Below are 12,880 nucleotides of genomic sequence, written 5' to 3'. Positions count from 1 at the left end.
CACGCTGACGCAGGGGTACCCCCGAGCTGGGAACCCCTGCGTTTCAACGTACTCGGCAGCACCGACAAGATCGGGTGCTGAAGGCGTCAGCCTGCTCGGCGGTCCATGAGCGGCATCAGATCCAGCGCGGGCTCGGCGAACCAGGCGGCGGCGCGGTCCTGCTTCTCGGCACGCACCGCACGGGGCAGTTGGCCGGCCACGACGTCGCGGACGAGGCCGTGGCGGAAACCGTACTCGATCTCGCCCGACTCGCTGTTGCGGCCCTGACGGCGCAGGAAGTCGCGCTGCTCCAACAGTTCCAGTGCCTTGGCCACGTCACCGGCATCGCGCTGACCGGTCGCCGCCACCGCACCGGGCGACACGAGTTCGCCCACGACGGCCGCGTCGCCCAACACGGCCTTCACCGGGAACGGCAGCGAGTCCAGCTGGGCCGTGATCACGCTGCGGACCGGAGGCGGGACCGGGAGCGCGCCATCGTTGTGCAGGCACGGCATCCGCGGGTCGGACACCATCCTGGCGTACTCGGTGGCGAACAACGGGTTGCCGCCGACGCACGAGACCAGCGCCTGCCACAGCTCCGCGGACAGCTCCCCGGTCTCCAGCAGTGAGTTCAGCAGGCTGCGGGTTCCGTTGTGCGACAACGGTTCCAGGCTGATGGTGGTGGCGTTGCGCTTGCCTCCGAACCAGGACGGACGGCGCTGCAGCAGCTCGGGCCGAGCGGTCGCGATCACCAGCAGCGGGACCGAACCGGCCTGCTCGCTCAGCTCCTCCACGAAGTCGAGCACCACGTCGTTGGCCCAGTGCACGTCCTCCAGGAAGACGACCAGCGGACCGGAATCCGCGATCTCCTCCAGGAACCGCCGCCACGCCGGGAAGTCGGCGGAGACGTCAGGAGAACCTGAAGCCAGGCCCGCGAGGCTCGAGTGCAGGCGGTCCGCGAGCTCGCCGACGCCGACGAGCGAGGTGAGCGCGTCGTGCAGGGCCTCGGGGGAGGAGAAGCCCTGCACGACGCCGGAAAGAGGGCCGTAGCCGTGGTCGTCGCCGAACGCCGTGGCCGTGCCGCGCAGGACGGTGGCCGGGGAGGTGCACGCGGCGCCCAGTTCGTGGATCAGACGTGTCTTGCCCACGCCCGCCTCGCCGAGAACGGTGACGAAGTGCGGGCGGCGGCGATCCCGGACCTCGTCCAGAAGTCCTTGCAGCACAAAGAGTTCGCGTTCGCGTTCGACGAACGGCACGGAAGCCTGCGTGCGGCGGGTCGCGCCGCACGGGGAGACGCACGAGACTGCCTGCCAGCCGCCGGTCGGGGCCGGGTCGGCGGCCCACGTCACGGAGGAGCCGGCATCACGGGTCGCGGTGCAGGCACGCACGGCGCCCAGCGGTGCGAGCGCCATCAGCTGACGGCACTGGTCGAGCAGCACGCCCGACGCTGAAGGGGTGCCGGAGACAGGCAGGCGGACCAGGGCGTCACCCGTGGCCACACCGATCTGCACGTCGGCAACGGAGACCAGCCGATCGCGGATCGCCAACGCGGCACGCACGGCGCGGTCGGCGTCGTCCTCCGACGTTCGCGGCACACCGAACAGAGCCAGGAAGACGGAGCCGACGTTGCCTCCGACGACGCCACCGAGGCGTGCCACCTCAGCATGCACCACCGCCGCGACTTCCTGGTGCACCTCGTCGACGTCCTCCGGGTCGCCGTCGCCGGCCGCGAGACCGAGCTGGGCGGACACCATCACGACGCTGACGAGCTTGCGCTCCACGGTCGTCACGTCCGCGGCAGCGGGCTCCACCACCGGCGGCGCGATGGCCACCGGAGCGGGTGCGGGAACGGGAACAGCGGGGGAAGGCTGCTGACCGACTGCGAGCAGGTGCCTGCGTTGCACCGACGGCGGCAGATCCAGGGCGGGGGCGTGGTCGAGGATCGCGCGCTCCAGCTCCTGCAGCTCGCGCCCCGGCTCGAGGCCGAGCTCCTCCACCAGCGCCGCCCTCGTGCGGCGGTAGACGCTCAGCGCGTCCACCTGCCGGCCACAGCGGTAGAGCGCGAGCATCAGCTGACCGTTGAGCCGTTCGCGATACGGCTCGACCTCGATCAACGACTCCAGTTCGCCGATGATCTCGTAGTGCCTTCCGCAGGCGAGCTCTGCTTCGAAGCAGTCCTCCTGCGTCGCCAGCCGCCAGTCCTTGATGGCGGTGAGCTCCGGCCAGTTGATACCGGTCTCCGCAAGATCCGCGAGCACCGGACCGCGCCACAAGCTCAGTGCCTTGCGAAGCACCTTCGCGGCTGCGGGCCAGTTGCCAGAGGACAGTTCGCCCCGGCCCTGTTCGGTGAGCTGCTGGAAGCGCGACAGGTCGAGGGAGTCGGGGTCCACGCGCAGCAGGTAGCCCGGCGCGTGGGTCAGCAGCAGCGCAGATCCTTCTGGGCCGGATCCTTCTGGGCCGCTGCCATGAGGGGTGAGAACGCCACGCAGTCCGGAGACCGCGTTCTGGAGCATCTTGCGCGCGGTGGGCGGGACGTCCCGCGACCACAGCGCCTGGAGCAGTTTGCTGGTCGCCACCACGCGGTTGGCGTGCAGCAGGAGGAAACCCAGAGCCGCGCGCTGCTTGACGCCGCCCAGTGGCACGGGCATGTCGTCGTCGAGGACTTCCAGTGAGCCCAGCAGGTGGAACCGCATGGTTCTGGCCTCCTACAGGTCGTTGTCCGGACGGAGGGGAGTGATCAGCTCCAGGGGGTGTCGTCGTCCCACGGGGTGTCGTCGTCGTTCGGGACGGACGGCAGCGTGATCGTCTTGCCCCACGGGGTGTCGTCGTCGGAGGCGCTGAGACCCTTGCCCCACGGGGTGTCGTCGCTCGCGACGACCTGGCTCCACGGGGTGTCGATCGGGGCGAGCTTGCCCCACGGGGTGTCGTCGGCCTGTGCGGTGCCGGAGAAGAGGGAAAGTGCCAGGGCCGCCGGGACGGCGGAGAGAACCAGAGCGGCAGCGGTCGTCTTGCGGATCATGTCGGCCTCCTCATGCTTGGTCGGACCTTGGCTTCGAGTTGTGCTTCAGACACCTTCGAGCGGCGTCTGAGAACGAAGTTAGGAGCGCCGCCCATCGCGGCTCTATCGCGCACCCACCGCGTATCAATCGGCCGTGATGGCGGGAGTGAAGTGGCCAATTGAGACGCCTCAACAGCTGATCCGCCAGTCAGCAAACTGCTGTTACTACGCAGGGTGGTGGCTTATCCGGGGAATTAGGTGCGGTGTACCGCAATGGTTGGGTTCGGTTAGCGATCCGAACGAACGGCCTGTGCCGCTCGGAGTAACCTTGATGAGACGTTCAGGCTGCTTGGCGGGATGACGTACGATCGTCGCGAAGCCGCCGCCGGCACAGGTGAATTCTCGGGCACGCGTACTGCTTGATCTGCCCCGTTGTTCCGGTATGGATCATCTCCAAATGAGATGCCTATTGAGATCGGGCGCATTATGGTGGATCGTGTGCCGATACACAAGAAGGATCTTGACAGTTTTCGCTGCCGGGGCTAACTTTGGAGATCATCACACCTCCGACCGACCAACCCGCAGTCCGCGTTAACGGGAGGTCAACGGTAATAAGTGAAACACTTTCATACAGGAACCCGATCTTGAGGTGACGCTCTGGGAATTCCCTTTTCCGCGTCTTCGGCCGGATTGCAAGAACGTGCGTGACGCCGCAGTCGTAAATGCAATTCCGTCACGGAAAGCCCATAGCGGTAATCGTCCGGAGCGTGAGGTGTTGGGGCTTTGCGAGAGATAAAGGCGCGAGAGGTCGTCCGACATGAGCTCCGCCCCTGATGACAAGCTGATTTTCAAGCTGCTCGGCCCGATCGAGGTCATCGGCGCCGAGGAGCAGGTTCAGGTACCACCAGGACGTCAGCAGACGATCCTGGGCGCTTTGCTGCTCGAGGCCAACCGCGTGGTCAGCATGGACCAGCTGATCGACCTCGTCTGGGAGCACACCCCGCCGTCGACCGCACGGGCGCAGATCCAGATCTGCGTGTCCGCGCTCCGGCGGGAGTTCGCGAGGGTCGACGTCGACGCCCAGATCGAGACCCGTCAGCCCGGCTACCTGCTGCGCGTCGCCGGCGACAAGATCGACACCTTCGTCTTCGAACGCCGCGTGTCCGACTCCGACGCCGCCGTCCGCCAGGGCCGCATGGAGGAGGCGTCGGCGGTGCTGCGCCAGGCACTCGCGCTGTGGCGCGGGCCGGCACTGGGCGGCGCCGCGGCCACGTTGCAGAACAAAGCAGTGCGCCTCGACGAGAAACGCCTGTCGGTGCTGGAGAACTGCGTCGACATCGAGTTGTTGCTCGGCCGGCACCACGCTCTCATCGGTGAATTGCAGAGCATGGTCACCGAACACCCGTTGCGGGAACGTCCGCGTGGTCAGTTGATGCTCGCGCTCTACCGATCCGGCCGTCAGTCGGAAGCTCTCGACGTCTATCGCTCCGGCCGCGACCTGTTCATCGAGCACCTCGGCCTCGAACCGAGCGACCAATTGCGCAAACTCGAGACCGCGATCCTGACCGACGACGAGGTGCTGCGCCTCGACCAGGAGAAGCCGGTCCCCGTCACCGTGCAGAACGTCGTGTCACCGCACCAGCTTCCGGCCACCATCTCGGACTTCATCGGCCGCCAGGACGTCGTGGCGCGCGCCGAGGCCGTGCTGTCCGGCGACCACGTGACCATGCCCGTGGTGAACATCTCGGGCAAGGCGGGCATCGGTAAGAGCGCTCTCGCGGTCCACGTGGCACACCGCGTGGCCGCCGAGACCTACCCGGACGGTCAGCTCTACTGCGACCTGCGCGGCACCCAGGCCCTACCGGCCACTCCCGCCGAAGTCCTCGGCCGGTTCCTGTCCGCTCTCGGCGCGGTGGGCTCCACGTTGCCGGACGGCGTGGACGAACGCGCGGACATGTACCGCAGCATGCTCGCCAACCGCCGTGTGCTGGTCGTTCTCGACGACGCGGGCAGCGAGTCGCAGGTGCACCAGTTGCTGCCAGGTTCACAGACGTGCGGTGTCGTCGTCACGAGCCGGACCCGGTTGACCGGTCTCGCCGGATCTCATTTGGTCGACGTCGACTTCATGGACTCCGACGACGCGCTGGAGCTGCTCGGCCGCATCATCGGCACGCAACGCCTGGAGAGCGAACCCGTTGCGGCATCAGCGTTGGTGGATGTCGTCGGAGGTCTGCCGCTGGCGTTGCGCATCATCGGCGCACGCTTAGCCGCGCGCCCGCACTGGACGTTGGCCTCGATGGTCGGACGTCTCGCCGACGAACGCCATCGCCTCGACGAACTGGTGCACGGCGACATGGTCGTGCGCGCCAGCCTTTCGCTCACCTACGACGGGCTCGAACCCGACACGTGCCGGGTGATGCGGATGATGTCGTTGCTGGAAGCGGAAAGCCTGCCGGTCTGGACGGCTTCCGCGCTGACCGACGACGACCGCCACCGCGGCTTCGACCTCCTGGAACGCCTGGTCGACGCCCAGCTGCTCGACGTGGTCGGCAGCGACGTGACGGGCCTGCCGCGCTACCGCTTCCACGACCTGATCCGCTTGTTCGCCAAGGAACAGCTGGCCGTCCACGAGTCCCCTGCCACCCAGCTCGCCGCCGTGGAACGCGTGGCCGGCGGCTGGCTCGCGATGGCCGAGCAAGCACACCAACGTCTCTACGGCGGCGACTTCACGGTCCTGCACGGCAACGGCCGGCGCTGGCAGCCGCACGCCCCGTACCTCGACCAGGTGCTGCAGGACCCGTTGGGGTGGCTGGAAAGCGAGCGCCCGAACATCTGCGCGGCCGTCCTGCAGGCGGCCGACGCAGGCCTGGACGAGCTGTGCTGGGACCTCGCGACGACGCTGGTGACGTTGTTCGAGACCCGCAGCTACCTGGACGACTGGCAGCAGACCCACGAACGGGCCCTGGACGCAGTGCGCAAGGCAGGCAACAAGCGCGGCACCGCGGCCCTGCTCTGCTCGCTGGGATCGTTGCACCACAGCCAGCGGCGGATGGAGACCGCGCGCGCCGCCCTGGAACCCGCCCTGGAGCTCTTCACCGAGCTCGACGACTCCCACGGCCTCGCCCTGGTGCGTCGCAACCTCGGTCTGCTGGAGTACAACGAGGGACGGCCCGAGGTCGCGACCAGGATCTTCGAGCAGTCGCTGGCGGGCTTCAAACGCGTGGGCGACGTCGTGGGTCAGGCCTATGTGGTGTCTCAACTCGCGCAGCTCTCCCTGGACCGCGGTGAACACGAGCTCGCGGTGGGCCAGCTGCGCGGTGCGCTGGGGATGTGCCGGGAGATCTCCAGCCCGCGGGTCGAGGCCCAGGTGCTGTACCGGCTCGGCGGCGCGATGCTGGTGCAGGGCCGCTACGAGCAGGCGCAGCAGCTCATCACGTCGGTGCTCGGAATGGTGCAACGTTCCGGCGACACCGTCGGCGAGAGCTACGCGCTGCACTCCCTCGGCCTGATCCACGGTCGCATGCGCATGTTCGCGGAGGCCGGGCGGCTGCTGCGGCGCGCGATCCGGCTGTGCGAGGAGAACCTCGACCGGGTCGGGGCGGCGCGGATCCGGCTCGACCTGGCGCAGCTGGTGTCGCAGCGAGGTGAGACGTTCCACGCGATCGCCATCGTGGAGCAGGCGATGATGACGTTCCAGGAGCTGCGGCTCGCGCTCTGGGAGAGCAAGGCGCTGGCGGTGCTGGAGAAGATCACCGCCGAGACCCCGCTGCCGGCCGCCGTCCCCTCGAACGGCGGCGCACGATAACGGTCTTCTAGGTGGTCGGGACCAGCGAGTCGATCATCTTCTGCAGCTCGGCTTCCGTGGGCATCGGCGGCTTCGTGCCGCCTCCGCCGCCCTCGAGATCGCCGTTCACCACGAGCGTGTGCAGCTTGTTGCTGCCGTTCAGCACGATGACCTTGACCAGGCCCTTGCTGGCCAGGCACTTGTTGGCGGTCTGGGTGACAGTGGCGTCGACCTGCACGCCCTCGACGACGACCTTCTGGCCGTCCTTCTGGGTGTGCTGGATCTTCACCGGCTTGGGCGCGCTCGTGGTCACCGTCGGCTCACCGCCTGACGCGTAGTACTGCGCGCCCACGGCCTTGGCGAAGTCGGTGGCGGTCTGGTTCATGTCGCCCTTGGGGAGCAGCGCTCCGCCGTTGGTGCCCTTGGTGTACTGCTTGCCCTCGCACTCGTAGTCGCCGTAGGAGGTGACGCCGGTCAGCGAGATGCCGGGGAACTTCTGGATCGGGATCTTGTCCTCGACGATGTCCCAGTTCTTCGGGACCTCGTAGTTGTAGCCGAGCGACGTCTCGACGCACTGCATGTCGGCGTTCTTGCACTTGCCGGTGGTCGCCTGCGAGGAGGCGCTGGTCGGCGTGGACGGGCCGCTCTGCGCGTTCGGGTCGGTCTTGTCGCGTGAGAGCACCAGCCACGTCACGCCGCCGCCGACGAGCAGCACGAGGACGACGGTGGCGAGGACGAGCCAGACGGTCTTCTTTTTCTTCGGCGGCTCGCTGTCGAAGCCGCCGCCGTAGACACCGAGACCGCCGTACTGGCCGTAACCCTGCTGCGGGAAGCCGCCCGTGTCCGGGAAACCGCCCTGCTGGGGGAAACCGCCCGTCTGCGGGTAGCCGCCGGTCTGGTAGCCGCCGGTCTGGTAGCCGCCGGTCGGGTAACCGCCGCTCGGATGGTCACCCTGCTGCTGGCCCCAGCCCTGCTGGTCGTTCCAGCCGCCCTGTCCGCCGCCACCTGGGTAAGTCACGCGATGCACGGTACCCGGTGGGTCTGACAGGACTTAATTCATCAAGCGTTGACTTCGATCTCGTGTCGAGCGTACGGTGCTCATTAAATTCAACGTGTGATGAACAAATGGAGGCCCGTGATGCGCACCGCGCTGGTCACCGCCGTCGCAGGCGCGGTGGTGGCGTTTCTCCTGGGACTGCTGACCTTTGGCGTGCAGGCGACCGTGCACCCGCACGACGTCCCGCTCGCCGTTGTGGCACCGCCGCCGATCGCCGAGCGCGTGAAAGCCGCCGACTCGGCCGAGGTCGACCTCAAGGTCGTCGACGCAGCCGAAGCCCGGACCCTGCTGGCGGACAAGGAGGTCTACGGGGTTCTGGAAATCTCACCCGGTCAGGCGACGATCCGGCTCAACCCCGCGATCAACCCGTCCGGCACGCAGGTCGCGCAGCAGGTGCTGACCGGTGTCGCGCAGGGTGCCGGCCTCCCGGTCAAGGTCGAGACCCCGGCGGTGACGGCCGCCGAACGCACGGCGCCCCTGGCCGCATCGGCGTTGCTGTGGGTCGGCGGGATGATCGCCGGACTGCTGTTCGTGGTCCTGAAGGGCCGGCGGTTCCGGCTGCTGTCCGCACTGCTCACGCCGGTACTGGTGAGCAGTTCGGTGGTCGGGTTGCTGGCCTGGTGGGGCGTCACGTTCAGCACCGCGGCGCTGACTTTCCTGCTCGCCGTCGCCGTGTCGTTCGCGTTGCTGCAGGCCGGGTTGTTCAAGCACCTCGGCATCCGCGCGATGGGCGTGCTCGGCCTGCTCTACCTGATGGCACCCGCGGTGGCGGGCCAGGTGCCGGAGCTGCTCAACCCCACCTACCGGGCGGTGTTGTGGTCGTGGACGCCGTTCCGGTTCTCCGCGGAAGGCCTGCGCAGCCTCATGTACGACGGCTCCATCAGCACCGAGTGGTGGGTGTTCGGCGGGATCGCGCTCGTCGGACTCGTGCTCTTGCTAGCCGGCAAGAAAGCTGAGACGGACCGTGCGGACGGGGTTGTCGACGTTGGTGTCCACGAGGCAGATGGACTGCCACGTGCCGAGCGCCAGCACACCGCCTAGCACCGGAATCGTCGCGTAGGGCGGCACCAGCGCGGGCATCACGTGGTCACGACCGTGGCCGGGGGTGCCGTGCCGGTGCCGCCACTTCACGTCGCGGGGCAGGATGCGTTCCAGGGCGGTCAGCAGGTCGTCGTCGCTGCCCGCGCCCGTCTCGATGATGGCGACGCCGGCGGTCGCGTGAGGCACCCACACGTGCAACAGGCCGTCGCCGTTCTCACTGCTGAGGAACCGCTCGCACTCTCGTGTGAGGTCCCACACGACCTCGTCGGAACCAGTGCGGATCTGGATCTCCTCGCTGCGCATGACCTCAGATCTTACGAACCACCCGCGCCGGGTTGCCGACCGCGAGCACGTGAGCAGGCAAATCACGCGTCACGACACTGCCGGCACCGACCACCGTGTTGTCGCCGATCGTCACGCCGGGACACACGATCACGCCGCCGCCGAACCAGACGCGGTCTCCGATGACGATCGGCGCGGTCGTCTCCCAGCCCTCGATCCGCGCGTCGTGGTCCTCGATCGGGTGCAACGCCGTCAGCAGTTGCACGCGCGGGCCCATCATCACGTTGTCGCCGATGGTCACCGGGCCGCAGTCGAGGATGATCCCGTCGTAGTTCATGAAGCTGTTCGCACCGATTCGCGTGTTGTAGCCGTACTCGATCTGCAGGCGCGGCAACAACGTCGTGTTCTCGCCGATCTCCGCGACGAAGCCTTTGAGGATCGCGTACTGCCCGTCGAGGTCCTCCGGGTCGTGCGCGTTGAAACGGGCCATCTCCCGCCACGCCCGCCGCCGGTCCGCGTCCAGCTCGGGGTCCATCGACAGGTAGGGCTCGCCGTTGATCATCTTCTCGCGGTTGGTTCCCATGGGAGGTCAGTATCGTCACGGCATGCGCGTGCTCTTCGCCAGCATGGCGACGGTCGGCCACACCTACCCGTTGATCCCGTTGGCGCTCGCACTGCGCGACGCCGGGCACGAGGTCTGCTTCGCGGTCGGCGACGAGATGCACCCAGAACTGAACAGGCTGGGGCTGCGCCCTTTCCGGCCCGGCCTGGTGTTCGGCGAGATCTACGCCGAGGACATCGCGCCAGAGCTGGAACGCGTGCTGCCCGACCTGGTGATCTGCGGCTGGGCCGTTCCCGAGGTGTTCCGCGAAGCTCGGCGAAGGGCGTTCCCCGTGCTGTGGCACGGGTTCGGGCGCATGTTCCCCGAGGGCATCGGACTCGCGCGGCCGCAAGGCGGGCGGCACCTCGACATCTGCCCGCCCTCGTTGCAGGACAAGGGCTTCACGGCCGGCCGAATCCTGTTGCGACCAGTTCCGCACGCGACGCCCGGCGAGATGCCACAACGTACGCACGAGAAGCTGATCTACGTCACGTTCGGGACCGTGTTCGGCAACGAGGACCTGCTCGCGGCCGCGACGGCCGGGCTCGGGCAGCTCGACGCCCAGGTGGTGGTCGCCGGCCCGGGCAGGTGGCTGCCGCAAGCCGAGGTGATCAAGCAGGCGGACGTCGTCGTCCACCACGGCGGGAGCGGCACGATGCTCGCCGCGTTGGCCGCAGGGGTGCCACAGGTCGTGCTGCCGCAAGGAGCCGATCAGTTCGGCAACGCCACGGCGCTTGTCGAGAGAGGTGCAGCAGTACAAGCGGTGAGTGCCGACGCGATCGCGGAGAGCGCACGACTGTTGCTTGTGGACGGAGCTCACCGGGAAGCCGCAGGTCAGCTCGCGGAGGAGATACGTCACATGCCTTCGCCGCAGGAAGTTGCGGACAGCCTGGCGGACGTTGTGTAACACTGTTTTTTATGAAGGCAAGCCGCCTGCGCTTCGGGATGAACCTGTGGCCGCCGTTCCTGTTCGCCGGCATCCGCGTGCAAGAGATCTCGCCGGACTACCGGTACGCGCGGGTGAAGATGCGTCTGCGTCCGTGGAACCGCAACTTCTTCGGCACCCACTTCGGCGGCTCGCTGTTCGCGATGACCGACCCGTTCTGGGTGTTGCTGCTGTTCAACCAGCTCAAGGGGCAGCACGTGGTGTGGGACCGGGCGGGCGAGATCGAGTTCGTCGAACCCGGCCGCGGCACGGTGTACGCGGAGTTCCGGCTGACCGACGAGCACGTCGAGCACGTGCTGGACCGGACGGCGTCCGGCGAGAAGGCCTTGATCTGGTTCGAGACCGATGTCGTCGGGCAGGATGGAACCGTGATCGCACGGGTGAAGAAGCAGGTCTACGCGCGACGCAAGCGCGACAAGCAGCTCGCGCATGCGTGAGGCGTTCGGAGCGGTATTCGACGTCGAGCCGGGCTACCTGAACACGGCCTCGATCGGGGTGCCGCCGCGGCACGTCGCCGACGCGGTCTCGGCCGCGCAGGAACGGTGGCGGCGCGGCCAGGACACGTCGTCGTCGTTCAACGAGGCGGTCGAGACGTCCCGGGAAGCCTTCGGTCGGCTCATCGGAGTGCCTGCGACGTCGGTGGCGTGCGGCGCGACGGTCTCGCAGTTCGTGTCGTTGGTGGCCCAGTCGCTGCCCAACGGCTCCAAGGTCTTCGTGGAACCGGGCGAATTCACCAGCGTCACGCTGCCGTTCGTCGCGGCCGGTCACCAGATCGTGTCCACAGTGGACGAAGCGGATCTCGTCGCGGTGAGCGTGGTCCAGTCGGCGGACGGTGCGATCGCGGACCTGGAAACCCTGCGAGCGAGCGGCAAACCGGTGCTGCTGGACGTCTCGCAGGCCGCCGGGTGGATGCCGTTGTCGTTGGCGTGGGCCGATTTCGTCGTCGGCGTCGCCTACAAGTGGCTCATGTCGCCACGCGGCGCGGCCTGGCTGGCGGTGCGGCCTGACCGCATGGACGCCCTCACCCCGTTGGCCGCCAACTGGTACAGCACCGGGGAGAACTACGGCACCGAGCTGGTGCTCCGTTCGGACGCGCGGCGGTTCGACCTCTCGCCGACGTGGCACGCGCACGTCGGGGCTTCTGTCGCGCTCCCGTGGGTGGCGTCACTGGACCTGGAGGCCGTGCGCGCGCACTGCGTGAATCTGACGGATCACCTCCTGACCGGACTGGGGCTCGCCCCCAACGGCTCGGCGATCGTCTCAGTTGACGTTCCCCACGTTTCGGGTGTCGTCTCGTCGGTTCGCGCAGGTCGCACACGGTTCGCGTGTCACCTTTACAACACGATCGAGGACGTGGATCGGGTGCTAAAAGCGCTTGGCTGACCGCCGTCCGTTACCGTGGGTCCTTGTGTCGGAACCACGCCAGTCACCTGAAGAGGTGACCCAGAACCTGCCTCGCTTCCCACCGAGGCCGACCGACACCGCGCCGCTCTACCCGGCCGACGAGCTGATGAAGCTTCAGTCGATCATGGACAACCGCCAGGGACAGCTGCCTCCGCAACCTCCTCCGCAGAAGAGGACGTGGATGGGCAAGGCCCTGGCGCTCGTCGGCGTCGCGGTGGTGTCGGGACTCGTCTGGTGGGTGCTGCAGCCGTCCACGCCGGTGGACCAGCCGGTCGCGCAGCCCCAGAAGACCGCGGGGGAGTTCGAGTTCACCACCGTGCCGGAGCTCGCTGAGCCGGTGAAGGACAGCGACTGCGCGGCCCACGCGTCGGGTCAGACGGGGACGTTCCTCAAGACCACCCAGTGCCTCCAGCTGACGCGCGCCTTCTACACGGCCAAGCTGCCGGACGGGCGCACCGTCTACTCGTCGGTGTCCGTGGTGAAGATGAAGTCCGCGGCCGACGCGAAGGCGTTGCGCGAGCTGACCCAGAAGGACGGCACCGGCAACATCAAGGACCTGGTGCTGGACAAGGCGATCAGCGTGCCGCCGCTGACCACGCTGGCCAACGGCGGGTACGCGTCCGAGCAGCGCGACCAGGAGGTCGTGATCGTCGAGTCGGACTCGCCGACCAAGGGCCCGGACGCGCTGGCGCACAACAAGGAGATGAAGAAGGTCTCCAACGACGCGATCAGGCTCGCGTCCTCGTTCAGCAACTAACCGGAATGGCGTCTGCAAGTACCACCAACTC

The 12,880-nt window shown here is 67.8% G+C and carries 11 protein-coding genes; 6 read left to right on the top strand and 5 right to left on the bottom strand.

The window, feature by feature from the left end:
• Window positions 1–86: 86 nt before the first annotated feature.
• Both UK23_RS44940 and UK23_RS44935 read right to left on the bottom strand, forming a co-directional pair.
• Window positions 87–2,672 carry a BTAD domain-containing putative transcriptional regulator gene (locus UK23_RS44940; protein ID WP_052685615.1) on the bottom strand — a complete coding sequence of 862 codons (2,586 nt, stop codon included), beginning with the start codon at window positions 2,670–2,672 and terminating at the stop codon, window positions 87–89.
• A 44-nt stretch (window positions 2,673–2,716) separates the two neighbouring features.
• Entirely contained in the window at window positions 2,717–2,998 is a 282-nt protein-coding gene (locus UK23_RS44935; RefSeq protein WP_045317963.1) for a hypothetical protein, read from the bottom strand.
• A gap of 796 nt (window positions 2,999–3,794) precedes the next feature.
• Between UK23_RS44935 and UK23_RS44930 the strand changes: the two genes are divergently transcribed.
• The gene (locus tag UK23_RS44930; RefSeq protein ID WP_045317962.1) at window positions 3,795–6,782 is read left to right on the top strand and encodes an AfsR/SARP family transcriptional regulator; all 2,988 of its coding nucleotides are present in this window, start codon (window positions 3,795–3,797) and stop codon (window positions 6,780–6,782) included.
• Between the two features lie 7 nt (window positions 6,783–6,789).
• Here the strand turns inward: UK23_RS44930 and UK23_RS49550 are convergent, their stop codons facing one another.
• Window positions 6,790–7,779, bottom strand: a complete 990-nt coding sequence (locus UK23_RS49550; protein ID WP_156213852.1) for a hypothetical protein — start codon at window positions 7,777–7,779, stop codon at window positions 6,790–6,792.
• A gap of 120 nt (window positions 7,780–7,899) precedes the next feature.
• On the opposite strand from UK23_RS49550, the gene UK23_RS44915 reads away from it, so the two are divergent.
• Window positions 7,900–8,859, top strand: coding sequence for a hypothetical protein (locus UK23_RS44915; RefSeq protein WP_052685616.1), 960 nt, complete (start codon window positions 7,900–7,902; stop codon window positions 8,857–8,859).
• On the opposite strand, the gene UK23_RS44910 is transcribed toward UK23_RS44915, so the two are convergent.
• Together UK23_RS44910 and UK23_RS44905 are read right to left on the bottom strand one after the other, a co-directional pair.
• Window positions 8,755–9,162, bottom strand: coding sequence for a YjbQ family protein (locus UK23_RS44910; RefSeq protein WP_045317959.1), 408 nt, complete (start codon window positions 9,160–9,162; stop codon window positions 8,755–8,757). The two genes, UK23_RS44915 and UK23_RS44910, sit on opposite strands and share 105 nt — an antisense overlap.
• Before the next feature lie 4 nt (window positions 9,163–9,166).
• Entirely contained in the window at window positions 9,167–9,724 is a 558-nt protein-coding gene (locus tag UK23_RS44905; protein WP_045317958.1) for a sugar O-acetyltransferase, read from the bottom strand.
• 22 nt (window positions 9,725–9,746) lie between these two features.
• On the opposite strand from UK23_RS44905, the gene UK23_RS44900 reads away from it, so the two are divergent.
• From UK23_RS44900 to UK23_RS49545, 4 genes are read left to right on the top strand one after another with little or no spacing between them, the layout of a single operon-like run.
• Window positions 9,747–10,649 carry a glycosyltransferase gene (locus UK23_RS44900; RefSeq protein WP_045317957.1) on the top strand — a complete coding sequence of 301 codons (903 nt, stop codon included), beginning with the start codon at window positions 9,747–9,749 and terminating at the stop codon, window positions 10,647–10,649.
• Window positions 10,650–10,660: 11 nt separating this feature from the next.
• Window positions 10,661–11,125, top strand: coding sequence for a DUF4442 domain-containing protein (locus UK23_RS44895; RefSeq protein ID WP_045317956.1), 465 nt, complete (start codon window positions 10,661–10,663; stop codon window positions 11,123–11,125).
• A complete protein-coding gene (locus tag UK23_RS44890; protein ID WP_045317955.1) occupies window positions 11,118–12,071 on the top strand; it encodes an aminotransferase class V-fold PLP-dependent enzyme in 954 nt (317 codons plus the stop codon). The genes UK23_RS44895 and UK23_RS44890 overlap by 8 nt, the downstream gene beginning before the upstream one ends.
• Before the next feature lie 55 nt (window positions 12,072–12,126).
• On the top strand, window positions 12,127–12,849 hold the full coding sequence (locus UK23_RS49545) for a hypothetical protein (RefSeq protein ID WP_052685613.1): 723 nt from the start codon (window positions 12,127–12,129) through the stop codon (window positions 12,847–12,849).
• Window positions 12,850–12,880: the final 31 nt, after the last annotated feature.

Source organism: Lentzea aerocolonigenes, assembly GCF_000955955.1.
Lineage (GTDB): Bacteria > Actinomycetota > Actinomycetes > Mycobacteriales > Pseudonocardiaceae > Lentzea > Lentzea aerocolonigenes_A.
The sequence above is the reverse complement of the archived record's forward strand: the minus strand, read 5'-3'. Positions and strand labels throughout refer to the sequence as shown.